The 25,766-nt window shown below is 48.8% G+C and carries 24 protein-coding genes; 9 read left to right on the top strand and 15 right to left on the bottom strand.

Translation table 11 applies throughout. The features are described 5' to 3' along the window. Nucleotides 1-105: 105 nt before the first annotated feature. Both NST83_RS23770 and NST83_RS23775 read left to right on the top strand, forming a co-directional pair. Entirely contained in the window at nt 106-1,179 is a 1,074-nt protein-coding gene (locus NST83_RS23770) for a diguanylate cyclase (RefSeq protein WP_342415891.1), read from the top strand. A 134-nt stretch (nt 1,180-1,313) separates the two neighbouring features. Next, on the top strand, nt 1,314-1,496 hold the full coding sequence (locus NST83_RS23775; RefSeq protein ID WP_137060713.1) for an aspartyl-phosphate phosphatase Spo0E family protein: 183 nt from the start codon (nt 1,314-1,316) through the stop codon (nt 1,494-1,496). Between the two features lie 70 nt (nt 1,497-1,566). Here the strand turns inward: NST83_RS23775 and NST83_RS23780 are convergent, their stop codons facing one another. Next, nucleotides 1,567-2,466 carry a LysR family transcriptional regulator gene (locus tag NST83_RS23780; protein ID WP_342415892.1) on the bottom strand — a complete coding sequence of 300 codons (900 nt, stop codon included), beginning with the start codon at nt 2,464-2,466 and terminating at the stop codon, nt 1,567-1,569. A 132-nt stretch (nt 2,467-2,598) separates the two neighbouring features. On the opposite strand from NST83_RS23780, the gene NST83_RS23785 reads away from it, so the two are divergent. Together NST83_RS23785 and NST83_RS23790 are read left to right on the top strand one after the other, a co-directional pair. Beyond that, the gene (locus NST83_RS23785) at nt 2,599-2,970 is read left to right on the top strand and encodes a CidA/LrgA family holin-like protein (protein ID WP_137060714.1); all 372 of its coding nucleotides are present in this window, start codon (nt 2,599-2,601) and stop codon (nt 2,968-2,970) included. Next, nucleotides 2,967-3,644 carry a CidB/LrgB family autolysis modulator gene (locus NST83_RS23790; protein WP_137060715.1) on the top strand — a complete coding sequence of 226 codons (678 nt, stop codon included), beginning with the start codon at nt 2,967-2,969 and terminating at the stop codon, nt 3,642-3,644. Before NST83_RS23785 ends, NST83_RS23790 begins: the two co-directional genes overlap by 4 nt. Nucleotides 3,645-3,776: 132 nt before the next feature. Here NST83_RS23790 and NST83_RS23795 read toward each other — a convergent pair whose 3' ends face one another. Continuing rightward, entirely contained in the window at nt 3,777-5,480 is a 1,704-nt protein-coding gene (locus NST83_RS23795) for an FAD-dependent oxidoreductase (protein ID WP_342418032.1), read from the bottom strand. A 177-nt stretch (nt 5,481-5,657) separates the two neighbouring features. After that, on the bottom strand, nt 5,658-6,215 hold the full coding sequence (locus tag NST83_RS23800; RefSeq protein WP_134912039.1) for a glycerol-3-phosphate responsive antiterminator: 558 nt from the start codon (nt 6,213-6,215) through the stop codon (nt 5,658-5,660). Nucleotides 6,216-6,454: 239 nt separating this feature from the next. Here NST83_RS23800 and NST83_RS23805 point away from each other — a divergent pair, with 239 nt between their 5' ends. After that, nucleotides 6,455-7,090: an NAD(P)-dependent oxidoreductase gene (locus NST83_RS23805; RefSeq protein ID WP_342415893.1), complete on the top strand. Its 636-nt coding sequence runs from the start codon at nt 6,455-6,457 to the stop codon at nt 7,088-7,090. Nucleotides 7,091-7,245: 155 nt separating this feature from the next. Here NST83_RS23805 and NST83_RS23810 read toward each other — a convergent pair whose 3' ends face one another. The 8 genes from NST83_RS23810 to kduI form a co-directional block, all read right to left on the bottom strand. Beyond that, nucleotides 7,246-8,421, bottom strand: a complete 1,176-nt coding sequence (locus NST83_RS23810) for a cation:proton antiporter (protein WP_342415894.1) — start codon at nt 8,419-8,421, stop codon at nt 7,246-7,248. Nucleotides 8,422-8,693: 272 nt separating this feature from the next. Beyond that, complete coding sequence (locus NST83_RS23815; protein WP_170970741.1) at nt 8,694-9,281, bottom strand: GNAT family protein; 588 nt, start codon at nt 9,279-9,281, stop codon at nt 8,694-8,696. A gap of 46 nt (nt 9,282-9,327) precedes the next feature. Beyond that, nucleotides 9,328-10,695 carry an MFS transporter gene (locus NST83_RS23820; RefSeq protein WP_342415895.1) on the bottom strand — a complete coding sequence of 456 codons (1,368 nt, stop codon included), beginning with the start codon at nt 10,693-10,695 and terminating at the stop codon, nt 9,328-9,330. Nucleotides 10,696-10,785: 90 nt separating this feature from the next. Further along, nucleotides 10,786-11,937 (bottom strand): winged helix-turn-helix domain-containing protein, encoded by a 1,152-nt coding sequence (locus tag NST83_RS23825; RefSeq protein WP_342415896.1) that lies wholly within the window; start codon nt 11,935-11,937, stop codon nt 10,786-10,788. Beyond that, complete coding sequence (locus NST83_RS23830; protein WP_137060722.1) at nt 11,918-13,156, bottom strand: MFS transporter; 1,239 nt, start codon at nt 13,154-13,156, stop codon at nt 11,918-11,920. The genes NST83_RS23825 and NST83_RS23830 overlap by 20 nt, the downstream gene beginning before the upstream one ends. A 259-nt stretch (nt 13,157-13,415) precedes the next feature. After that, nucleotides 13,416-14,192, bottom strand: coding sequence for a 2-dehydro-3-deoxy-D-gluconate 5-dehydrogenase KduD (kduD, locus tag NST83_RS23835; RefSeq protein ID WP_342415897.1), 777 nt, complete (start codon nt 14,190-14,192; stop codon nt 13,416-13,418). A gap of 74 nt (nt 14,193-14,266) precedes the next feature. Beyond that, nucleotides 14,267-14,911 carry a bifunctional 2-keto-4-hydroxyglutarate aldolase/2-keto-3-deoxy-6-phosphogluconate aldolase gene (locus NST83_RS23840; protein WP_137060724.1) on the bottom strand — a complete coding sequence of 215 codons (645 nt, stop codon included), beginning with the start codon at nt 14,909-14,911 and terminating at the stop codon, nt 14,267-14,269. A 76-nt stretch (nt 14,912-14,987) separates the two neighbouring features. Then, nucleotides 14,988-15,818, bottom strand: a complete 831-nt coding sequence (kduI, locus tag NST83_RS23845) for a 5-dehydro-4-deoxy-D-glucuronate isomerase (RefSeq protein WP_137060725.1) — start codon at nt 15,816-15,818, stop codon at nt 14,988-14,990. Between the two features lie 340 nt (nt 15,819-16,158). On the opposite strand from kduI, the gene NST83_RS23850 reads away from it, so the two are divergent. Then, entirely contained in the window at nt 16,159-17,115 is a 957-nt protein-coding gene (locus NST83_RS23850) for a sugar kinase (protein ID WP_342415898.1), read from the top strand. Nucleotides 17,116-17,303: 188 nt separating this feature from the next. Here the strand turns inward: NST83_RS23850 and NST83_RS23855 are convergent, their stop codons facing one another. Both NST83_RS23855 and NST83_RS23860 read right to left on the bottom strand, forming a co-directional pair. Beyond that, nucleotides 17,304-18,317 carry a LacI family DNA-binding transcriptional regulator gene (locus tag NST83_RS23855; protein WP_342415899.1) on the bottom strand — a complete coding sequence of 338 codons (1,014 nt, stop codon included), beginning with the start codon at nt 18,315-18,317 and terminating at the stop codon, nt 17,304-17,306. 333 nt (nt 18,318-18,650) lie between these two features. Then, nucleotides 18,651-20,060 carry an MATE family efflux transporter gene (locus tag NST83_RS23860; RefSeq protein ID WP_342415900.1) on the bottom strand — a complete coding sequence of 470 codons (1,410 nt, stop codon included), beginning with the start codon at nt 20,058-20,060 and terminating at the stop codon, nt 18,651-18,653. A 301-nt stretch (nt 20,061-20,361) separates the two neighbouring features. Here NST83_RS23860 and NST83_RS23865 point away from each other — a divergent pair, with 301 nt between their 5' ends. The 3 genes from NST83_RS23865 to NST83_RS23875 all read left to right on the top strand — a co-directional run bounded on the left by NST83_RS23865 (nt 20,362) and on the right by NST83_RS23875 (nt 23,961). Continuing rightward, entirely contained in the window at nt 20,362-21,369 is a 1,008-nt protein-coding gene (locus NST83_RS23865) for an acryloyl-CoA reductase (RefSeq protein ID WP_342415901.1), read from the top strand. Nucleotides 21,370-21,755: 386 nt separating this feature from the next. Further along, the gene (locus NST83_RS23870; RefSeq protein WP_137060730.1) at nt 21,756-22,307 is read left to right on the top strand and encodes an RNA polymerase sigma factor; all 552 of its coding nucleotides are present in this window, start codon (nt 21,756-21,758) and stop codon (nt 22,305-22,307) included. Next, complete coding sequence (locus tag NST83_RS23875) at nt 22,276-23,961, top strand: DUF4179 domain-containing protein (protein ID WP_342415902.1); 1,686 nt, start codon at nt 22,276-22,278, stop codon at nt 23,959-23,961. Before NST83_RS23870 ends, NST83_RS23875 begins: the two co-directional genes overlap by 32 nt. A gap of 106 nt (nt 23,962-24,067) precedes the next feature. Here the strand turns inward: NST83_RS23875 and NST83_RS23880 are convergent, their stop codons facing one another. Continuing rightward, the gene (locus tag NST83_RS23880; RefSeq protein WP_342415903.1) at nt 24,068-24,892 is read right to left on the bottom strand and encodes a carbohydrate ABC transporter permease; all 825 of its coding nucleotides are present in this window, start codon (nt 24,890-24,892) and stop codon (nt 24,068-24,070) included. Next, entirely contained in the window at nt 24,892-25,758 is an 867-nt protein-coding gene (locus NST83_RS23885) for a sugar ABC transporter permease (protein WP_342415904.1), read from the bottom strand. Before NST83_RS23885 ends, NST83_RS23880 begins: the two co-directional genes overlap by 1 nt. Between the last annotated feature and the right edge of the window lie 8 nt (nt 25,759-25,766).

Genomic DNA, 25,766 nt, shown 5'->3' on the forward strand with positions numbered 1-25,766 from the left:
GGTATTCACTCATGACCTCTTTTTTCCGAAATATAGAAATAGGGCTTTTAGCTTTCACATCTTAACGACACTACATCTCAAATTACAATCATAAGGGATAGGGATATGTTAAAAGAACTAATCAATAATTTTGCGTTATTAACGAGTTTCTTATTCTTTGGAAATTTACTTTTGCGAAAATATGAACGTTACCTGGAAAAACATATATTCCTTTACCGGATAATGAATGGCTTTATGCTAGGCCTGTTTGGCATTCTGTTAATGACGACTGGTTTAATCAGCGGAAATTTTGTAGTCGACCTGCGCCAATTGGCTATTATCATATCCGTTTATATGGGAGGACCGATATCCGGTCTGTTGACCACCCTGATCATAAGCCTATACCGAATTTACCTCAATGGTGGTTGGACAGATATTTCTCTGACTGCTACTGCCAATAGCATCCTGACACTGGCTATTTCCCTTGCCTTTATTCGAGAACAAAACTTGAAATTCGGAAAATGGATGTTGGCCGTGCTTGGAGCTGTTGTCGTGTCGCTGTTAGCTACTTTCTATCTGATTGAGCATCCCAATCCTGAATCTACAATACTGTTCGCAACCATTACGATGCTTGGCGGCCTGTTCACTTATTTTATGGTGTCCCATATCAAAAAAACAGAACGGGCCATTCATCTACTCAAAGAGGCCGCGAATCGGGACCATTTAACCGGATTATACAGTCCGCGTGCTTTTGATGCGCTATTTGAAGAGGTCTTTCATACTTCCAAGACGACAAAACAACCCTTTGGGATCGTGATGTTGGATATTGACCACTTTAAAAATATTAATGATACGTATGGTCATTTGAACGGTGACACCGTCTTAAACCAATTAGGGAATTTGTTAAACCGGGAGTCTACAAGGAGGACATACCCCTCACGTAAAGGTGGAGAAGAATTTGCCATTCTGATTGGAGATTGCGACAGCCAGAAAGCAGCAAGCTTTGCCGAAAAGATTCGAAAGGCTGTGGAAAACGGTCCCTTTCAACTAAATGACGGAACCATCCTTCCTCTGACGGTATCTATCGGAGCAGGCAGCTTTCCTACCATTGCAGCGGATAAATTATTGGAGAAGGTGGACGACGCTCTATATGAAGCCAAACGCTCAGGACGCAATCGGGTAGAAATAGCAAAACGATAATTATAAGTCGCTAAATGTCTGGAAAGCTGGATTATTGTTAATAAAAAGTGGTAAAATGGAAATAAGATTTGTATTAGAAAATCTTCTGCCGTTAGAGGAGACATGCCTTACAATCGACATGGGGGGTGAGCTTTTTGGACCTCGAACAATTGGAAAAACTCATGGAAAAAGAACGCTGCGAACTAAATCGTATGGCAACCTTACATGGGCTAAAGGATGAACGTGTATTGGTCAAATCCTCTCGGCTTGACCGAATTATGGACAAGTATCTCCACACCAAGCGAGCGATAAATGGTGACAATCAGGCACATCCATAGAAAAAAGCTACACCGCTGCCCTTTACGGGCAGCTTTTTTGTCTTCCCTTACTTCCCTACTTCCTCGCTTACTACTTTCTTCGGTACTCCGTCCGCAGTAGTTCCTGCGTAAACGTAATCCATTCTCTCGCGGCAAAGGACAGATACCGATCCTTTCGCCAGATCATCCCTAGATGCCAGGGAATGACGGGATCAACGAGTGGAATAACACGCAATCGTTCAGAATCAAGTTCACGGCAAATCGCTTCCGGCAGCAGCGCTACCCCCAGGTTCGCAGCAACCATTTCGCTGATCAGGTCCCACTGTGAGCTTTCATAGACGACACGCGGCTGGAAGCCAGCCCGGACACACTCTGCAATAATACGATCATGCAGTGTAAAATCCTCGCGGAACAGCACAAATGATTCCTCCGCCAGTGCTGCCAGCGGTACCTCTGTACGTTCTGCCAGTACATGCGTGGGATGAACCAGCAAGTTCAGCTTTTCCTCCACGAACAGAAACGTCTCGAATATATCCCCACTCGCTGGCAGCACAATGACGCCGATATCCAGTGCACCCGCACCTACGTCCTGTTCTACTTTTTTTGCCCCATCCTCAAATAGCTGAATGGTCACATCGGGATATGCCTTGTGAAATTCCCCAATGACACGCGGAAAAAAGCTCGATCCGACCATGGGGGGCAGACCGATACGGATGTGCCCTTTTTTCAGGTTCATCAAATCACTCAGCTCGGAGGACAAGCTCTGGAAGGACTTCACAATCGCTTGCGCCTGAAGCTCAATCACCTTGCCCGCGTCCGTCAGCTCGATTCTTTTGCCGATCCGGTCAAACAAAGCGACACCCAATTCATCCTCTAGGCTTTTAATCGTCTTGCTGATCGTCGGCTGTGTAATGAACATGCTCTGGGCCGCCTTCGTAAAGCTGCGCAAGCGCGCGACCTCCAAAAAATACTGCAAATGTCGGATATCCATCCCATCACCTTCTTCCATAGACAAATGGAATACATCGTATTCTTTATATGCATTTTACTCATGAAAACTTGTGATGTAAAATTTCATTACAGTTTGAAAAATAACGGAACTCATAGATAGGAGCCATTATATATGAAAAGCTTCATACGCGGTGTCCTCCAGATCGCCGTCCTGATGGCCTTTTCGCTCATCCTGAACGCGGTGGTCTCCTGGCTCCACCTGCCTGTACCCGGTAGCATTATCGGCATGCTGATTCTCTTTATTCTGCTACAAACGGGCGTGCTCCGTCTAAGCTGGATTGAGATCGGCGCAAACTGGCTGCTGGCCGAACTGCTATTATTCTTTATTCCCTCCGCTGTCGGCGTTATGAATTATTGGCCGATGCTGGAGCACGATGGGATGAGCATTATGCTGGTCGTACTGCTTGGTACCTTTCTCGTGATGGCCTGCACGGGCATGATCGCCAGTCTGCTCGGCAAACGAAAGGAGCACAAATCATCATGATCGGTCTTCTATGTATTGTATTGACGCTCGCTATTTACTGGATGGCCAAACGCATGTACCGCACGCTCCCCAAGGTGTATATGTCTCCACTACTCATTACACCGATCATTATTATTTTAGTTTTGACGCTTTCAGGTATAAATTACCGTTCCTATAATTCGGGTGCCCACTTGCTCTCCATGCTGCTCCAACCAGCCACGATTGCATTTGCCGTCCCTTTGTACCGATATTTCCCTGTGCTGAAAAAACACGCGGCCCAAATCGTACTTAGCGTGCTGTCCGGTTCAGTCGTAGCCGTAATATCCTCCATGGTACTCGCCAAATGGATGCATCTGGATTCCTCGCTGATGAGCAGCCTGATTCCTCGCTCCATTACGACACCGATTGCCATGAATGTTTCACAGACGATTGGCGGTAATCCGACAGTCACGGCTGTGTTTGTTATTTTAACCGGATTGAGCGGTCTCATTATCGGTCCGATGACCGTGAAGCTGTTCCATATCGAAAATGAAGTTTCGCGCGGTGTACTGCTCGGTACCGGAGCTCATGGTACAGGTACCTCCAAAGCGTTCGAGTTCAGTTCGCTGACGGGCACTATTTCCAGCATCTCTATGGTGCTCGCCGCCCTCTTTACCTTGGCGGCTGCGCCGTTCCTGTTCCACTTGATGCTGTAAGCTCAGTAAAGCGCAAGATATTAAATGGACACTGCCCCTGATATACAAAACGAAGAAGCTCCGTTCCACTAGCCGTAGTGGGACGGAGCTTCTTCGTCTATTTGGAAGTAAGGCCCCTCATCTTTCATGCAATCAAATTGCTTTAACAGCGCCGGGTTTATCATCTTCTTCAACAGGTGTCACGGCTTCACGTAAATAAGCGTCCAGTTCTGCCGCATATTGTCGCTCTTGCGCGGCGCTCCAGCCTGCATGCTCAGACATCAGCGCAATGACGGGCTGCTTCCAGCGCTTTACTCCGTCAATCTCAAAAAACAACGCTCCGGTGCGGCGTATGAAAAAATCAGACGGTGTCACCGTCATTTCCTGCTCCATGGCATACAGGAGCGGGACACGCATTTCCACAGGCAGCGCCGCTTCCGTCTCGCTGGCCTCCCTCATGCTGCGTGCCGCTATGGCAAACAGCCGCTCCGCATTGGAGCCGTAGCGGGTGGCCCACGCTCTGGTGGTTTCTGGCGGCAATCCGAGCGCAGCACCTGCTGCCGCTTGCCCGCTCACGAAGGCATCCCAACCGGCGGAGCCGCCTACGTTACCGCCCGAGATCGGGATGTGCCTGGTGCGGCATGCCCGGAAGGTCTGCCCATGCAAACGCCCCAGCTCCCGTACCGCACGGTCTACAACCAGCTCGGACATTTTCCGGTAGCCTGTCAGCTTGCCGCCCGCAATCGTGATCAGGCCCGAACGGGATTCCCAAATTTCATCCTTGCGCGAAATTTCCGAAGGGCTTTTGCCGTCCTCATAAATGAGCGGCCGTACACCTGCCCAGCTCGATTCCACATCCTTGACGGTCAGCTTCACATCAGGGAACATACCGTTGATCGCTTGGAGCACATAGGTCCGATCTTCAGCGGTCATTCGGGGATGAGCTGTATCCCCTTCATATACCGTGTCGGTCGTACCTGCGTACGTTTTCCCGTCACGGGGAATGGCGAATACCATCCGTCCATCCGGTGTATCAAAATAAACGGCCTGTCTGAGCGGGAATCGCTTGGCATCGAACACCAGATGGACACCTTTAGTCAGACGAAGCACCTTGCCTTCTTTGGACCGATCCATCTCCCGCAGCGTATCCACCCACGGTCCGGCAGCGTTAATAACTAGCGAAGCCCGGATTTCTAAAGGTTGCCCCGTTACCCGATCCGTTACACTCGCGCCGCTGATTCGTCCATCATCATACAGCAGCTTGTCGGCCTTGGCGTAATTTACAGCCAAAGCCCCTCGTGCAACAGCCTCCTTCATAACCTCAATCGTCAAGCGGGCATCGTCCGTACGATACTCCACATAGCTGCCGCTTCCCTTGAGTCCTTCCCGCTTCAACAAAGGCTCCCGCTCCAGCGTAGCCCGAATATCCAGCATTCGGCGACGTTCGCTATGCTTAACCCCGGCCAGAAAATCATATACCAGCAGTCCCACAGAAGTGGTAAATGCGTTAAACGTGCCTCCCTTGTGAAACGGAAGCAGCATACGCTCTGGCGTGGTCACATGCGGGCCATTTTCAAATACAATTGCCCGCTCCTTCCCGACCTCGGCTACCATTTTAACCTCAAACTGCTTCAAATATCGAAGGCCGCCATGCACCAGCTTCGTGGATCGGCTGGATGTGCCTGCTGCAAAATCCTGCATCTCGACCAGAGCTGTCTTCAAGCCGCGGTCAGCGGCGTCCAGCGCAATCCCTGCCCCTGTAATGCCGCCGCCAATAATTAAAATATCAAAATGCTCACGCCCCATATGCTCCAAAACAGCCGTTCTCTTCTGCGCAGCAAATCCCTGTTCTCCCATCATCTATCCCTCCAGCTTTATAATCATCCACCGACCCTATCATCAAAAATACAAAAAAAGACCACGAACATCGCTACGGCACATGCCGAGCGGTTCATGGTCTCTCCAAGTCTCCTGACGGGTATTAACTTAACTATATCCTAGCACACACCGTACTCCGTGAAAAGGGGTTATTAGCTATTGCCTATAATGCTCAAAAAGCTGTTTGTTGGATGTCGTAACTGCTGTAGCTCCCGCGGCGAGAGCCGCTTCCACATCCTCCGGGGTACGAATCAGTCCTCCTGCCAAGATGGGAATCCCTGTGCGTTCACTGACCTCTGTAATCATGGGCGGAACAACGCCGGGCAGTACCTCGATGTAATCGGGTCGCGTTTTTTCCACCAGTGCGTAGCTTTTTTCCAGCGCAATCGTATCTAGCATGAATACCCGTTGTACAGCGAGAATCCCCTTCTTTTTGGCGGTCGCAATCACACCAGATCGAGTCGAAATAATACCGAACGGCTTAATCTCCTGACACAAATATTCAGCGGCATATTCATCATTCTTCAAGCCCTGTACCAGATCGGCATGCAATAGCATCTGCTTGTTGCGACTCCTGGCTAACTGGTAAAGGCTGCGTAGCTGCGCTACATGCGTATCCAGAAAAACCGCATACTCATAGGAGCTGTCCAAAATTCCCTCCAGCTGCTTCATGTGCTTGGCAGCAGGCAAAATGCGTTGTCCCTGAAATGGCATGGATACCCCCCTTAAATCCCTAAGCTAAAATGTCGATCAAATCTTTCAAATTTTATATTATCACTCTGTTCAACGAACGTGAAGCGGCTTCATTTTAGGCATATGCCCAGCACAAGGCTTGACTTTCATTTTATTTTGTAACTATAATAGTTACATATCCAAGTTTGTGAATGAACAGGATGAGCTTACGATCAAACTGACGAATCATCCAGATCATATTTATTAGGAGGCTATTTATTATGAAAATTGCAGTTATTGGTGCAAGTGGTAAAGCAGGAGGCAACATTGTTAAAGAGGCATTGGACAGAGGCCATGAAGTAACGGCGATCGTTCGTGACCCTGCCAAAGTCACAGACAGCCGCGCGACTGTGGTACAAAAAGACGTTTTCGATCTGAAAACAGACGACCTGAAAGGCTTTGACGTTGTCGTTAACGCTTTTGCCGCTCCACTCGGTCAAGAGCATCTGCATGTAGATGCAGGTAACGTTCTGATTGAAGCACTGCGTAATGTGTCCGGTACTCGCCTGATTGTTGTGGGCGGCGCAGGTAGCCTGTTCACAGATGAGTCCCAAACCTTGTTGGTAAAAGACACGCCCGGTTTCCCGGATTTCGTATACCCAACGGCTAATAATCAAGGAAAGAACCTGGAAATTTTGCGTGGAACCAGCGATCTGAACTGGACTTTCATTAGTCCTTCCGCTGAATTTGCTCTCGGCAAACGCACAGGCTCTTATAAAATTGGCAAAGATGTGCTGCAAGTCAATTCCAAAGGCACAAGCTATGTCAGCTATGAAGATTATGCGGTGGCTGTAATTGACGAAATCGAGAAACCACAGCATCTGAACCAACGCTTCACTGTGGTATCCGAGTCCTAATCCCTGCCAATTATTCGAATATACACGAATGAAAAAGACCCTTCGATCATTTCCCATAGGACATGGAAAGTCCGGTTTTGCTACAAATCGGACTTTCCATACACACTGTGAGAATATGAACCCGATGGGTCTTTTAGGTATGACTAGTTATATTATCAGGCCTCGGCTTCCTTCTTCTGCTCATGGCCGGAAGACTTCTTATCGCTAAAACACAGCTTGAGGATTGGGGGTGCAGCCAAAGTCGTCAGAATGACAGCAATGATGACGGATGTAAAATATTGCTGTGCCAGCAGACCCGTTTGCAGCCCGGTAGCTGCGATAATAAGCGCGACTTCGCCGCGAGATATCATACCGGAGCCAATCGCGAGCGAAGAACGGTTATTAAAGCCGGTCAGACGCGCCCCGATCCCGCCACCGATCAACTTCGTCACCATTGCAACCAGTGTCAATGCAACGACAAATCCGATCTGCTGCCCTACACCCTCGAAAGAGACATTTAATCCAATGCTGACAAAAAACACAGGGACAAAGATGGAATAAGCGATAGGCTCCACTTTTTCTTCCACGACATGCTTAAAGCTCGTTTGCGAAATGGCAATCCCGGCAGCGAAGGCTCCGATAATGCCCGCCATACCCAACATATCTGCAAAATACGCAAACCCGAAGCAAATGATCAAAGCAGCGGTAATGGTGGCCTCTGTCACCTTGAGCGGAGCAAGTATTTTCATGATCCAGGGAACCACAAACCAACCTCCGAATATAGCGACGACAAAGAAAAGAAGCTTTTTGCCGACAAGAAGCCCCAGAGAGGTTCCCCCTCCTACCCCGAATATACTCATCAGCACTGCCAGCAGCACCACAACAAGCACATCATCCAACACCGCTGCGCCTAAAATCGTCGAGCCTTCTCGGGTGTTAAGCTTGTTCATATCCTTTAACACCTGCACCGTAATGCTGACGGAAGTAGCGCTCAGGATAACTCCGAGAAACCATCCTTCATGCACCGAAAATCCAAAGGCTTCTCCGACTGCAAAACCGCAAATGAGCGGCAAAATAATTCCCCCGACTGCTACGGCTACCGCAGGTTTCCAGTTACGACGAAGCTGATCCAGATCCGTCTCTAGCCCAGCAATGAACATCAGCAGCAGCACTCCGATTTCAGACATATCATGAATAAGTGTATTGTCCTGAACCCATCCCAATACCGCCGGACCCAGTACAATACCGGCAATCAGCTTCCCTAGCACCGAAGGCTGACCGAGCCTTACCGACAGATCACCAGCCACTTTAGTAAACAGCAGAATCAGCAAAAGATACAATATAAATTGCATGGCTCATATACCTCCTTTAATCAGCAAATGGTAGACATCTAATATTGATAAAATGCTAAAACTTTGCGCAAAATATGTGTCTGACGTGCCCTGAACACAACAAAAAAGGAACCCGTAATTACAGATCCCCTTAAAAAAGACAAAGAGGAGCCTTGGTGACAGGCTCCTCCGGTAATCATTTTCATTTTATGTTGTTGTTCAGTAACCTACGTTAGTTGCACATAATATGCCTTTATTATACCTTTTCATTAAACCCCTGTAAATGCTTTGAATCAGTTCTTTGCTTTTTCTACATAGCGGACACGGTATTCAGAGGACAGCATACTCATCAGGATCGAGTCATGGTATTGATGATTATAAAATAACGCGTCCCGTTGCACGCCTTCACGTTGAAAGCCTATTTTTTCATAGCAGCGGATAGCCCGTTCATTAAAATCATACACATTCAGCTCGATTCGATGCAGATTACAGATACCAAATCCATAATCAAGCATAAGAACAAGTGCTTCGGTTCCGTAGCCTTTTCCCATATTCCCCTGTTCATTAATGGCAATGCGGATGTTGGCACTTCGGTTCAGGCTATCCATATCCTGAAGGGCGATGTCACCGATGATACGATCATCTTCCTGAAGGGCAATCAGCAGCAGAAGGCTGGACGTATCCTGCCCTTTGGATTCAATGTAACGACCAATTTGATTCTTGGTAAAGCTGCGCTGTGTGCCTGTCAGCCTCCTCACATCCTGATCAAACAACGTATTATAGTATAATTCGGTGTCCTCTACATGAATCGGACGCAGGTACACCCGCGATCCCTCCAGTAACCGTGCCACTGGTGTTGTGTGCAAAGATTTTTGAGTCATAATCATTCTCCCATTCTGGAAATATTTATTCAAAAAAGGAAGCCAGCTACTGCTGCGCAGGGTCGGCATTTTTTACTGCAGAATTGTTAAAATCAGCAGGTGACTCACGCCAAATGAAGGATTGAAGCATGAGTCCGACTAAACCCAAAGCCCCAATCGTCACTCCAATCCAGACAAAGGTAGTGCCTGGTCCCGTCAGACGAATCATTGCACCCCCGATAAGCGGTGAGACGATCATGATCGCTCCGGTCACGGTACTTTGGATACCGAAGACGCGCCCTACCATATCGGGTGGAGTTCCGGCTTGCAATATGTAATTCTGGGTGATGATGTACAAACCATTGCCCACGCCCAGCATGGCGCCAAACATAAGCAGCACGGGTAATCCTACGCCAGGTTGTGACCACCCCAGAGCAGCAATAGCTCCACCAATCAGCACACAGCCTCCACCGAGGCCCCAGCCCGCGCTTATCCGGTTCAAACGGTTCAGCACTAGCATACAAACGACGGCACCAGCGCCTATGGCTGAAACCAGCCAGCCGAGCAGCGATTCGTTACCCGGAGCGAGCACACGCAGCAGCGTCGGGAACTGATAGTCAATCATAAGGATGGCGATCATGCCGAAAAGTCCGAACACAAGCGTATTTATAAGCATCCGGCTACGCCACAGAAAAGCCCATCCCTCGCGCCATTGGCTGAAAAAATGGGACGAACCGACGTGTTCCTTCCGATTAACGGCTCCATCAGCCTCAGCCTTGCTTGGCGAATCCTGCGTTCCTTGCAGCACAGCAGTAGTCGCATGCTGCTCTACGTTGTCGAGGACGGGGCCGATTCCGCGCAGCGGCCACAGCACCAAACCAGAGCACAGGCGCAGCAGCGCATTAAGGATAATGCACGCTTGGGGCGACATCACAACCAAGGTCATGGCTCCCAATAATGGCCCCGCCACTTTGGAAGCCTGATTGACCAGCCCATTCAGCGAGGTTGCCCGAAACAGGTCGCCGCTGGCGACTACAGTGCGTGTCAAGCCTTGCTGTGACGGCATTTGGAACACGCCAGCCGCCGCACGCAAACCCAGCAGAGGCAACAGCCACGCCGGGCCCGGAACAGCGAGAATCGCCAGCGTCAGCAAGGCAACAACGACATCGCAGCCGATCATCAGCCGGGCCTTATGCACCCGGTCGGCTAACGTACCTGCGATAGAACCGAGCAGCAGACCCGGCAGCGCCATCACGACCGGAATCAGCGCAATTAGCATGGGATCGGCTTCCCAGCGGTAAGCGACGAGCACCTGAATAGCGATGGCATCAAACCAATCGCCAAAGGAAGCAGCCGTGTGCGCCGCAAACATCCGGCGAAAACGGCCGTTGCGCCAAATACTGGGCGTAGATTCTGATTCTTTTTTTTCCTCCATACCTATTCACCCTGCTCTCATTTTCTGCATTAGTAGCATAAGAACATTCTAACGGGCCTATATCAGAGGAAAATCAGACAGTGAAAAACATCAAATCGCAGAAAGTGTTTGCTCCAACCAACGCCTTAGTGCCAAACGATGCATCGTTAAGCCATTGTCCCGATCAAGTCGTTCATATTGAGTAGCATATTTCTCTTCCAACGCAGGAAAAGCACCATAACGCTTCAAAAAACCGCGGATTTGACAGACTGCCTTGATTTTAAGCAGCTCCTGTTTAGCCATATCAAGCGTGTTCAGCCCCTCATCCAATAGCCGCTCGGCCTCGTCCACTCCCCCGGTAAGCAGGAGCATGAATCCCTGCATCATCCGATAACGCCCCAGCTCCCGCAAATACGGAGCCTCTGATAGCATCCCTTCCAATCGAACGGATAGTACCCTAGCCTCCTCTATACGGTTGGCGGTCAGATGCATGTGCATTTCCATCAGCGCAACAGGCATCACAAATTTGTCCAGCTCATCCCGCTCCATCACTGCAAAAGCCAGCGGAAGTCTCTCCTGTGTGCGTTCAGGTTGTCCATTCTCCACATAAGCCTCCAGGATGTTGAGGATACGCAATTCCCGCTCCTGCTCAGCGGACAGTAATCCACTGGCAAGCGCCCGCTCACACAGAGCAAGTCCTTGATCCGTTACCCCTGCTGTACCTAAATATAGCAGTAACATCCAGTAAAGTCGATCTTTAGGAGCAAAGTCCTCCCGTTCCAAAAACCACAATATATCGGCCTGCACAAACCGGGTATACATCTGATAAAAAGGAGACAGTGCGAACCCCATCTGCTCCTGCTGGGCGGCCAGCGCCACGATGGAATCCCCCTGTCCGAGCAACTGATATTTTCGAAATAGTCCATGGACAGCGTCTTGTACCTCCTGATCTTGCAGGGACGGATGATTCTGTCGTTGTGCATCTGCAAGGGTCAAGCTGTAGCCATACCCTCTGATCGTATGAATACGAAAAGCAGTCCATGGCTTGAGCTTTTTGCGCAATCTATAGATATGATCGTCGACCGTGCGCTCCACCGGATATTCCAGCGGCCATACACGATCCAGCAGTTGTTCCCTGGTAAACACCTGATTGCGGTTATCGTACAGAAATCGCAGCAACGCAAACTCCTTAGCGAGCAGGGTAACACGGTCCGTACCACAGATTACACTGTAGCCGTCTCCATCAAATTGCAGCCTGATCATCCACCTCGCCTCCAACATATCGTTTCTTGGCTGCACCAAGCCCTGTAAGCAGAAGCAATACGCTCAGGGACAAAAGCAGCAGCAGCGGAATGGTCCAGCCATGTGTAGCATCATGCAAATAGCCAAACAGTGTCGGCCCCGTCGCCGCCAGCAAATAGCCAAAGGATTGCGCCATACCGGACAGCTCCGCTGCCTGCTGCGGTGTTCGGGTCCTCAAATTAAAGAACATCATCACGAGCGGAAAAGCAAAACCACCCGCTATACCGATGCAAATCACCCAAATTACACTCCACTGCGTAGCCCCCAGCAAAAATCCACCCAGACCAATAAAATACAGGGCAGCCATAATCAGAACCAGTATTCGCTGATCCTTTACCCGAGCTGCCCAAATAGGCACAATAAAAGTAAATGGCATTTGCGAAAACTGCAGCACGGACAGCATCCATCCCGCAGTCTCTGAATCCATTCCCTGTCCAACCATCATCTGGGGAAACCATGCGGCAGGGACGTAGAACAAGGCAGATTGCAGCCCCATAAACAACGTCACCTTCCAGGCCAAAGACGATGTATACACACTCACAGTTCGGGCGGACACTGCCGCTTTATTGACTGTTTTGCGCGTCTTGAGAAGCTGGGGAACCCAGAGTAAAATACCCACCACGCCCACAATACTCCATATCCCCAAAGAACCGCGCCAACCCAAACCTGCGTTTAGAGCCAAAGGCACGCTCAATCCCGATGCCGTTGCAGCGACCACATTCATGGATACTGAATATACTCCAGTCATCAGTCCGCTATTGCGGGGGAACTCTTCCTTGATCAGACTGGGCAGCAAAACATTACACACTGCAATCGCCAGTCCCAGCATGGCTGTCCCGGCAAATAATGCAGTCACTCCTAGCGTAGAACGCACTACAATACCTGCGGTCAGCAGCAGTAATGCCCCAAAAATGACACGGGCGGACCCGAAGCGGCGCGACAGATTAGCTACAAAAGGCGACAACAGCGCAAAAGCCAGCAGCGGTAATGTCGTTAACAAGCCGCTCAGTGTATTCGAAATATGCAAGGAATCCTTAATCATGCCGACAAGTGGCCCTACCGAGGTAATAGAGGCACGCAGATTGGCACCTACCAGAATGATTCCTGCGGCAAGCACCCAAGGACCGGCATGCCACAAGGATTTGTATACCAAAGCTCGTTGGTGTTGCTGTGAACTCATCTCTCCATTCTCCAATCTATCTGTGTTATGCTCAAAGGCTCCAACCGAGTGTACGGCTGGAGCCTAGGCAATTTTGATCTCATTAAATTATAATGGCATTTATGCCATATGCATAGGACGGATAAGCGTAGCACTCCAAATCTTCAATTCAGCGTACAACCACAGCTACAGCCAAACAAACAAAAGCTGCCTGAAAGGATGCTTTCCTTTTGAGGCAGCTTTCTGTCCATGATTTAGATGCATCCAGTGCCGCTTAACCTTAACGTACCAGCCAGCCGCCATCCACTGCCAAAATATGACCGTTCATGTAATCGGAGCCCTGACTTGCGAGGAAAACAACAACTCCCATCAAATCGGACGGATCACCCCAACGACCCGCAGGAATACGGGACAAAATTTCCTGATTGCGGCTCTCATCCGCACGGATTGGAGCAGTGTTCGCCGTAGCAATATAACCAGGAGCAATCGCATTAATCTGAACATTATGAACCGCCAGCTCGTTGGCAAACGCCTTGGTCAAGCCAGCTACTGCATGCTTACTTGCTGTATACGGCGGAACGAACTTTCCACCCTGAAAAGCAAGCATGGAAGCGACGTTGATAATTTTCCCGCTTTTTTGCTCAACCATCACCTTTGCTACTCCCTGACTCAGGTGATAGACAGCATTCAGGTTGATTTCCATCACCGCGTCCCAATCCTCATCTTTGTACTCCAGCAAAGGAGCGCGACGGATTGTCCCCGCATTGTTTACAAGAATATCAATTTTACCAAATTCCTTGATGCATTCTTCTACAATTTTCTTAATAGATGCTTTTTCCGTCAGGTCAGCTTGATAAAAAGCCACCTTCACACCTGTAGGTTCCAGTAAACGTCTTGTTTCTTCATACTCATCATTGTTAGCTACAATGAACAGATCTGCGCCCGCTTTGGCCAAAGCTACTGAATATCCCTGACCCAAACCCGTGTTGCCTCCCGTTACAATTGCCGTCTTGCCTTTCAGACTGAAAAAATCCAACGAAAAAGTATCCAGACCCATACTTACGCCTCCATCATATTTTAGTGTAAAGCATATACCTTAGGATTTATGCAAAATGCTCACCTCAATGAATCTTACAGCGCTGCACGAACTTCCTTATATTTAGCTACATAACGCGCGGCGTTCTCTGTAATCAGATCGTAGCGGCCATCCTTGGCCGGAGCCGTCAGGTTCCCCCCGATGCCCACTGCGACACTTCCGTTGCGCAGCCATGTTTCCATGTTATCCAGATCGACGCCGCCCGTTGGCATAATTTGCACATGGGGCATTGGCCCTTTGACCGCCTTGACAAAATCCGCACCCATGGCGCTACCGGGGAACAGCTTCACAACATCACTACCCAGCTTCATCGCTTCCTTAATTTCATTCAGCGTCATGCAACCAGGCATATAGGGGATCGCGTATAAATTGCACAGCTTCGCCGTCTCTTCTTCAAAAGAAGGACTCACCACGAACTCTGCTCCAGCCAAAATAGCAATTCTCGCTGTCAGCGGCTCCAGTACAGTTCCCGCACCAATAACAGCCCGATCCTTAAATTCGTCTCTCAATCTGCGAATCGCCCGATCCGCATCCGGCGTGGTAAACGTAAGCTCAATATTGTCCAAACCGCCTTCAATACAGGCTTTGGACATTTGGTACGCTTCCTCCGCTGTGTTTCCCCGAATGACTGCAACAACACCAACCGAAGTGATATGCTCCAAAACTTTCTTTTTCGTCATGTTCCTGATCCTTTCCACGAATGGGATGGCTATGTTCCATTAGCCGCTTGCAAGTACCCCGCTCCAATATGCCGGATTAACGCAACTCGCTCATGGCTACCTGATCCATGTCTTTGTACGTTTTATTTTCGCCGGCCATGCCCCAAATGAAGGTATAGCTGCCAGTAGCCGCACCACAGTGGATAGACCAAGGTGGCGAAATAACCGCTTCATCATTCTTCATCACCAGATGGCGCGTCTCGTTCGGCTCACCCATCATGTGGAACATTCTGGCGTTCTCATCCAGCTCAAAGTAGAAATACACTTCCATACGACGGTCATGAACATGTGTCGGCATGGAGTTCCATACACTGCCGTTTTCCAGTGTCGTCATCCCCATTACCAGCTGACAGCTCTGAATGCCTTCATCATGGATAAAGCGACGCAAGGTGCGGTTGTTGGCTGTTTCCTGCGCGCCCAGACTTTCAGACGGAACATCGGCAAATGACTGCTTCGCTGTCGGATATGTGGTATGAGCCAGCGCCGACACAATGTAAAATTTTGCAGGTTTTGAGCTGGAATCGCTTTCAAAGATCAACTCCTTGCCCCCTCTTCCTACGTAGAGACAGTCTTTCGTGTTCAACTCGTAGGTTTCGCCGTCTACCTTTACAGTTCCGCTACCTCCAACATTAAAAATGCCCAGTTCCCGGCGCTCCAAAAAGGTTTCCGCCTTGATTTGATCGCTGCCTTCCAGCGCAACGGATTTATTTACGGGATGAATGCCCCCGATAATGACACGATCTTCATGCGTATAAACCAGCTTAACTTCCTCAGGCACAAACAGTTCCTGTATCAAATAGTGCTGACGCAACTCTTCAGTCGTAAAATGCTTGGCATGTTCGGGATGAGTTGAATAACGCATTTCCATAAAAACATTCCTCCTGTTTAGATAAACTTTTTTATCAATGGAATTGTTATAAAAGCGGTTTCTAACTCTACTTCTTAGCTAGAATTGTAATAATTATCAATGGGGGTGTCAACCCAATTCTTCACCATTCCTTGAAAAATCCTTAATATTCAAGAACTTTTACACTCTTTTTACCGTTTGATAAACAAATTCATATTTTTTTATCTACATTATCCAAAAAGTTTTTAACAATTATATCAACTTCCTCATTGTGAAAAACCGATTTATGTGATAATTTCAATTTATTCAGTTAGTGCATGCGCTTACAGATTTAGTTTACTAAACAAAGGAGGAATTTTGAATGACCGCAACATTGGATGCTGTTACCTTCGGAGAACCGATGGCCATGTTTTATGCCAATGAAGCAGGCTCTCTGGATGAGGTGCGTTCGTTCACCAAAGCGCTGGCCGGGGCGGAGACAAATGTTTCGGCCGGTTTGGCACGATTGGGGCTACGGGCGGGACTCGTGACCAAACTAGGTGAGGATGCATTCGGCAAATTCATTGCCGGGGCGCTACGTCAGGAGGGGATCGACACCCAGAACGTCATGTTTACCAAAGACTACTCTACCGGGATGCTGATTAAATCCAAAGTCACCAGTGGAGACCCGGAGGTCGAGTATTTTCGCAGACACTCTGCCGCTTCCACGTTAAGCATCGCCGATTTTAACGAGGCATACTTTGCCGGGGCACGCCACCTGCACTTTACAGGTATTTCTGTCGCCCTGTCTCCCGAGTGTCGTGACTTCGCACGACATGCGCGGCAGTTTATGAAAAAGGCAGGGAAAACCGTCTCCTTTGATCCGAACCTTAGACCCAAGTTATGGCCTGATACGCAAACGATGGTGGAGGCTATTAACGAGGCATCTGAGGGTTGCGACTGGCTCCTGCCAGGCATTCATGAAGGTAAAATATTGACAGGCTACACCTCACCTGAGGATATCGCTTCCTTCTACCTTGACCGCGGTACTTCGCTGGTCATCATCAAGCTGGGGACGGAAGGCGCGTATTATAAATCCGCCGATGCAGAAGGATATGTGAAACGCTTCCGAGTGGAGCATGTCGTCGATACCGTTGGGGCGGGCGACGGCTTTGCCGCTGGCGTCATCAGCGCACTGCTGGAGGGCTTGCCCCTGGCCGAAGCGGTCAAGCGCGGCAACGCCCTTGGCGCGCTGGCTGTCATGTCAGCCGGAGACATGGACGGCTATCCTACGCGATCGGAGCTGGAGTCCTTTTTGCTCAGCGCCAGCACGAATTAGGCAGGTTTCTTACCTTGCCTTTTCCTTCAGCGCTGGTTCCGCAAGCTCAACAAGGGTGAGCTAGGAAGCTTTGGATATAACTCAAATAACCCGTATTCACTTATGCGCGGCCTGAGCAAGTATATGCAGGCTTATAACGCAGACAGGAATACGGGTTATTTTTTTATAATGTGGTATTAGAAGTTCACCTACAACGTTTTGACGGACTCGCCCCGGTTTAAATCAGGTACAAAGCGGTAAATGATCGGAACCGATTCGCCGTCCTCCTCGATGCTGGACAACAACGTTTTCGCTGCCTGCTTTCCCATATCCGCAATCGGCTGCGTAATGGTCGTAATCGGCGGATTGTAAATATGCGCAAACTCTGCATCGTCAATTCCGATAATGGATAGCTCGGACGGAATACGTATACGTCGGGCATTCACATATTTCAGTACCTCTGCCAGCACGATATCGTTCCCGGCCAACAGCGCAGTCGGCGGCTCCGGCAACTGAAATAGCTCCTCCAGCGTCTGCTGGATATCCTCCTTCGACACACTGCGCATGTACTCTTCCCGAAAGGGCAAGCCACGCTCCTCCAGCGCCTTTTTGTACCCGCTCAACCGCTCTAGCCTTGGAGTAATCCGGTTCAGTCCCAGCGGCAGGGTAATCAGCGCGATCCGCTCATGCTTATGGACCACCAGCTCCTGAATCGCCAGCTTGACCGCCATTTCGTTATCCAGCAACAGGCTGCGCGTGTTCACACCATCTACCAGACGATCCAAAAACACCAACGGGTACTTTTCACGAATGAGCTGGTTGTAAATATCCGCATGCTTGCCTGTCGGGAAAATAATCAATCCGTCCACCTGACGAGCCTTGAGCATCTCAATATACTGTCTCTCCTTGTCCGGGTTTTCGTCGGCGTTACAGATGATTACCTGAATGCCAAAACGCTGCAATTCCTCCTCAATAGCCCGAATGGACTGGATCGACAGCGTGTAATCAATGTTGGCTACAATGACACCCACCATAAACGTCCGGTTCTGTTTTAAACTGCGGGCCAGCCCGTTGGGCTGATAATTTAATTCCCGAATGACCTCGGCAATCCGGTCTCTGGTCTGGTCGCTCATGTATTTATATCGTTTGTTCAGAAACTGCGAGACGGTGCTTTTAGACACTCCCGCCTTCTGGGCAACATCTTCAATCGTCGGTTTCTTCATGAATACGCTCCTTGTCCCTCATGTACTGCATGCACTGCATTAGTGCAACAAAAGTATATCTTTTTTTTAGTAAATTTACCATACTTCTATTTATGAATACCATGATTATATAATCTGAACTTAAAACTTACCTATCGTGCCACTGCGCAGACGGATGGTGCTTCCCATCGCCACCGCTCCCGGATTTCTGGAATTTAAGCCTATGATCAGAGTAGAAATCCGGGGATGTGATGCTTCCATTATAAAACTACCATTTACTCTCAGCGCAGCAAAAAGAGGCAGTTCAAGATGCTCTCTTGAACTACCTCCACATCATCATAAATGATCCTCGAATCAGTGTACCGGAATCGGGGTTGCTGGCTGATCCGGTGTATCGTGCTCCACCAGCGCATGCTTTTCCCACAAACGGCTTCTCCAGCGGGCATACATAATGAAGGCACGAGTCCATTCATCTGCGGCAATCGCCAACCACACACCAGCAAGTCCCATATCCAGCTTGAACACAAGCAGATAACCGAGCGGCAAGCTCATGCAGACCATGGAGATCAGTCCTATAAAGACCGGGAACTTGGCATCTCCAGCAGCACGCAACGAGTTAATAATAACGATATTCGTCGTCCGACCGGTTTCCAACAGAATGCTAAGTAAAATCACCTGCGCTCCCAAGCGAATAATCTCAGGGTTTTCGGTGAACAGGCTGAGCAATGGCACACGGAAAAAGATAATAATCACATCAATAATCACAGTCACCAGAAGCGCCCATTTTACACTACTCATTACACGTTTATAAGCGGTATCCTTCTGTCTGGCTCCGACCAGCCTTCCGACCACGATGGCTGTACCCATGCCAACCGCCATACTGAACAAGTAGATATAGCTCGAAATGTTATTGGCATATTGACGGGTTGCCATCGCTTCTGCACCCAGATAGGTCACGTACAGTGTGAAAATGAGCTGACACGACTGATACATGATGGACTCCAGCGCGGAGGGTACACCAATGCGCAAAATTTTAGCGATAAACTTTTTGGACAATTGGACGTAATATTTCCACTCGACCCGCACCTCAGTTACGCGGTACATCAGCCAGAAGAAAATCAGGAGACAAATAAAGCGGCTTCCTACCGTAGAAATAGCTGCCCCCTCTACGCCGAGCGCAGGCATTCCCCAATGTCCGAAAATCAAAACATAGTTACCGATGACGTGAATCACGTTCATCAGCATGGATACATACATCGTTTCCTTGGTAAAACCATGTGTACGAATCGTCGCCGCCAACGCGTTGATCAATGCCTGAAGGAAAATGGCACCCCCGACGATACTCATATAGGATTCCGCATAAACCAGAATATCTCCCTGGACGTTAAGCCATTGCAGCATATGAGTACCAAATACAAGAAAAATCACGCTAAGCAAAAGACCTACCATCAAATTCAAGGTAATGGCCGTACCCGTAACCTGGGCCGCTTCCACAAGCTTTTTAGAACCGATATATTGAGCTACGACGATAGCAGCGCCGTTGCCGATAACCTCCAGTACAAGGATAGCAATTGAAATAATTTGGTTGGACGCACCTACACCCGACACGGCGTTATCAGATACAGAACTGATCATGAACGTATCGACGCTGCCCATCAGCATAAACAGGAACAATTCAAGGAAAATGGGCCATGTCAAATGGAACAAATTCAGTCCCTTTGCTTCGGACAATACCGACCCTTTTTTTAGTGCTCTGGTTGTCATTCATTCACCTTTCTTCATAGAATTATTTAACGAACAAAGGGTATGTTAGCACAGTCTTTCTGAAAATACATCCCGTTTGTGTAAAATGATTTGCAAAATGCGTAAGATTTCATTTATCACCCTCTTCACAACTGATTATCGAACTTTATTGAAACGCAGAAGGATATCATAGAATATGGGCCTGTGAGCATTGCCGCTGACAGGCTGCGCGGATGATTGTATACTGCTTGTGCATGATTTGTGAAGTATACTAAAATGTTTGCCGTCACAGGCTTATATTGCAATAAAGGAGGCTATACAGATGACTCAATCATTTCAAGCCCTAGTCGTCGACCAGATACAGGACGGTGAAGTTCAAGCAGAGGTACGCTCTTTGGAGGCTGGCAGTTTACCTGCTGGAGAAGTATTGATTCGTGTCGCTTATTCCAGCATCAATTATAAAGACGGGCTTGCCGCCCGCAAGGATGGAAATATTGTCAAAGCCTATCCGTTTGTGCCGGGTATAGATTGCTCGGGAACCGTCGTCTCTTCAGAGGATAACCGTTTCAGCGAAGGACAAGCCGTTCTCGTTACCGGATACGGGTTTGGTGTGTCTCAATTCGGAGGCTTCAGCGAATATGCGCGTGTACCTGCGGACTGGGTAGTTCCGCTTCCGGACGGACTCACACCAAGAGAGGCCATGATTTACGGGACAGCCGGGTTCACCGCAGCCCTGTCGTTGCATCGGCTGGAGCAAAACGGCGTTAAACCCGATCAGGGCAAGGTGCTCGTCACCGGAGCAACGGGGGGCGTAGGCGGAGCCGCGATTGCCCTGCTGGGCAAGAGGGGCTACCACGTCGTAGCGAGCAGCGGCAAAGCCGAGGCGCACGACTACCTCAAGGCGCTCGGAGCGGCTGAGGTGATCTCCCGCGATGAGGTCTACGACGGCGCGGAGAGCATCCGCCCGCTGAGCAAGCAGCTTTGGCAAGCGGCTATTGATCCCGTAGGCGGAAAACCGCTCGCTTCGCTGCTCAGCCAAGTCGCCTACAACGGCTCCGTAGCCGTGAGCGGTCTGACGGCAGGCACCAAGCTGCCTGCCACAGTGCTGCCGTTTATTTTGCGCGGTGTCAGCCTGCTGGGCATAGACTCCGTCTTCTGCCCTTATGAAACCCGCGTAGCGATTTGGAAGCGGCTCGGCAGCGATTGGAAGCCGAAACAACTGGAGCAGCTCGTCGAGCGCGAAATCGGGCTGGCTGACCTACCAAGCGCGCTGGAGGACATCTTGGCGGCTCGCTCCCAGGGCAGAACGCTCGTGCGGCTGGCTGACTAAGCGGAGGTGTGTCCGCAAGCTATCTGTCGATGACGTTCTACGTAAAGGTCTGTTCATTCCTTCGTGTCTAACTTCGGAAATTGTAAGAAGCCTGTAAATCTGCCGTTTTTGAGATTTACAGGCTTCTTTTTCGTTCGATAAAACATGGTACATTTGAGGAACAGCAAAATACAGTCAACACGAACGTTTACTTTCCACAACACAGGATTTTGCAAAATTCGATTCCAGTCGCTCCAAGGTACAATATATAGACGAATAAAATTACTTCGATCTATATATTCCTGATTACACGTCGCTTTGTGGATTTTTGCAAAATCCTCAACCATGAACCTTTTTGGAGCTCCAGTTGTTATATAGATAACCCGCACAAGAAAGGAGAGCGAATATTGGAAAGCAATCGAGAGTTGTTTGACAGGTATCAACGGGATGTATATCGAACCTGCTACTATATGGTTCATGACCCGTCGGATGCAGAAGATTTGACACAAGAAGTGTTTATCACCCTATTTCGCAGCAATCGTGAACACATCGAACACCTAAAAGCCTGGATTATGAAAATTACAGTAAACCATTGTCTGAATTACCTTAAACGCCGGAACAGCTTGCATATGAAGGTGTCAGCTAATCCTCATTTATTTGCCGGGATCGAAAGCAAGCCTGTAGACAGGCTGGTGGAGGAGCGCGAAGCCGCAGAGGAATGGGCTGTTTATATGAATCGTCTTCCGGCCAAAATCCGCGCTGTGCTGACACTTCGCTATATGCATGATTTTACTTTAGGGGAAATATCCGAGCTGCTGGCAATCCCACTAGGGACTGTCAAATCAAGGACGCACAAAGGACTTCGGTTAATGGAGCGAATACTGCGGGATGCAGGCGTACAGATTTCCGAGTTGGAAGGAGACAGCTATGAGCAAAATAGAAGAAACCTTGAAGCATAAACTAAATGATGATGCGGGAGTTCCCTATCCCGATTTTGAGAACATGTGGAGCCGTATGGAACAGGCAGGGTATACTGCGCCTACCACGACGGACCATTCCGAAGCCATTGCTCCACGCCGACACAAAAATTGGCGCAAAATAACGATAACCGCTTCTCTGAGTGCACTTCTGGTTGCAGTTCCCGTCTATGCCGCCATCCATTATAATTGGGACAATTTGTTACACGGAAGAAGCGGCATTCAGACAGCTCTAAATCAAGACCTCGGGCAACTACTGGAGCAGTCTGTGACCAGAGACGGTGTGAAGCTGACGCTGCATACAGCTATTGTCGATGAGAACCGGACCGTGATCCTGTACAGCCTGGAGGTCGGAAAACGGGCAGACAACGAGTTTTGGAATGTCAAAGGCATATCACTTAAAAACGCCACGGGGAAAAACAGTGAAGGGGAGTATAACTTTCAACAATGGGACCCGAAAAATCAACGGTACAATGGGTACTTTGAAAGTGACTGGACACCGCAGCAGGACACAGAGAACATGCGGCTGACCGTAGGACATGTAGAGCTTGACAGCATACAGGAGCTGGATTTACCGCTTGATACCCAATCTCCCAAAATACAAACTTTCACACTGAATCGTGACGGTTTACAAGATATGAAGGTGCAGGTATTTGAACAAGGCAAGGATAAACTGATGCTGTCCTCGGCGATTACCTTCGATTCGTCGATACCCAAGAGATGGGATAATCCGCAAATCATTGCCTACAAAGGCGGAGAGCCTGTGATGTCGCAGCCTGGAGGGGCTTTTGGCAAACCCGGAGATAACGGGGAGTATACAGCACAGCAATATTTTACCCGGGAACATATACCGGAAGGGCAAATTACTTACAAGCTGCAATATGCCAAAACCGAGAAAAGTATAGATGAACCGATAAATTTTGATCTGCAATTAAGCAAAAAGCGGATGGAAAGCGGAACAATCAAGTCAGCACTGAATATCCCGCTGGAGAAAGGAAATCCGAATTTCACAATGGAACAGATGGTTGTCACACCTACGCAAATCCGTCTCACGATCAGAGGCAAGAAGAAATTCGCCGATATCCCTTATCAAAAATACTTCCTTTCCGTGAACGGTAAAACGTTAGAGGGTAACAAATGGTCACCACCCAGCAGCACTCCTGATCTGACCACCATCCGTTTTGAACGACCCTCTGATCTTGTGATTACCAAGGACACACCGATTACGTTTACAGGGAAATATAAGGTTACGATCCATTCGGATGACAAAACGCCGCAGCGTTTAACGGATATTTCTGAACAAAAACAGACGCTAACTACACAAATCGGCGGTTATCCCGTGAAGTGGACCTACTACAAGCAAGGGGCAGACTTGTTCGTAGAAACTGAAAGCGAGGACGCTCGATTTGGCGGGATCAACCAGACTCATATTGGCCTGGGTAAAGAACGGATTTTGGGCAGACCAATCTCGGCTAATTTTACAGGGGACGGCATTAACAAAGCGGTTGATGTCTATAAGAATTTCAAGGGAACCGAGGCTTCTATCTATATGTTCTTCTATACAACGGACGAACCAGAAGCAGAGATTACTGTACCCATACAGCCTCTGACGACCCAAAGCGAAGCATCCAAATAGCAATCCTATAAAAAGAGTGTCCCATATACCTGTGTGAGCTGCGGTATATGGGACACCTTTATTTTTTCCAGTAAGCTGCGATGTGGTTGGAGTTATTCTATTCTCACTACTTCACAGAGCCTTGCGTAACGCCGTTGATGATCCATTTTTGTGCCATCAGATAGACGATAATCATCGGCAGCAAGGCCATCAGATACGAGGCAAAGGCCAGATTGAAGTCTGTATTGAACTGTCCCTGGAACACATACTGAACGAGCGGCAGCGTATACTGCTCCGGGTCGCTGATAATAATGAGCGGCAGCAGAAAGTCGTTATAAGTGGACAGGCAGGTGAGAATCCCCACGGTAGCACTGATCGGTGCCATTAATGGAAAAATAATTCGCCAGAACGTGCCCCATGTCGTCGCCCCGTCTACCGTAGCCGCTTCTTCCAGCGCCACCGGAATGGAACGGATATAGCCGACATAGACGAACACATTAAACGCCAGCCCGTACACCGTATGCAGCATAATCAGACCAAACAGATTGGTCATGTGAAGTCCCGAGGCCAATTTGACAATCGGCAGCATAATGATCGGGAACGGAATGAACATCGCGCTCACAAAATAAAAATATAATCCCTTAAAAAAGCGTCGCTGCATATTACGCGCAATCGCATAAGCGACCATGGAATTGGTCAACAGCGTCAGCACTACCGTTGATGTCGTGACCATCACACTATTCTGAAAAGCGCTGAAAAAGTTGGTCATGTCCACCGCACGACTAAAATTTTCCCAGTGCAGCTCGGTCGGAAAGGCAAAGGCAGAATACGCCATCTGCTCGGGATTTTTAAGCGCAATCGTCACCGTCATATAGAGGGGAAACAGGATAAATATCGTTCCCAACGCCACCAGAAGCAGTACAGGCCAGTTGGTATGTCTGCTCGTTCTCATCAGTTATCCATCTCCCTTCTCTGGAGGAATCGCAGCTGCAAGATGGAAATCATCGCAATCACAATAAAATAAATGACAGAGTTAGCCGACTGATAAGCAAATTCCCCGCCTCTAAAGCCCCCTGTATAGATCAAGTGTGATATCGACTGTGTCGCCCGCCCCGGCCCTCCGTTCGTCAAGGCCACGATTTGGTCGAACACCATAAGAGAATTTTTCATCGCCAATACCATATTGATCGTAAAAAACGGGGCAATCAGCGGAAACGTAATACTCCAGAATTCACGCCACTTGCCTGCACCGTCCAGATTGGAAGCCTCATACAGACTTGTTGGAATGGTTTGCAGCCCGGCCAGATACAGAATCGTATTGAAGGCAATCCCCTGCCATACAGCTACGATCACAACCCCCACCCAAGCCAACTGTTCGCTGCCCAAAATGTTCGTCGACAATGAGGTAATACCTAAATTTCGCCCCCAAATCGTAAACACGTTCGAAAACAAGTAATTGAATATGTACCCGACAATCAGCACGCTCAAAATATTAGGCAGAAAATAAATACCCCTGAAAAAGTTACGGAACCGAATTTTAGCATTCAGCCCCAGCGCAATCAGTAAACTGAGGACATTAATCGCAATCGTAACTACAATGGCAAATTTGAAGGTAAACCAGTATGCGTTCCCCACATTATCGTCCTGAAACAGGTTGATATAGTTTTTGAACCCGACAAAGTGATATTGATGACCAAAGCCGTTCCAGTTTGTGAGCGAATAATAAAAGCCCTGCAAAGCAGGCAATGTCAAAAATATAAAAAACAACAGGACAGCCGGCACGGTCATCCAATAGAAAGCCGTTAGTCGCTTGTTCATGTCTTATC

It is taken from the genome of Paenibacillus sp. FSL R10-2782, assembly GCF_038592985.1.
GTDB lineage: Bacteria > Bacillota > Bacilli > Paenibacillales > Paenibacillaceae > Paenibacillus > Paenibacillus terrae_C.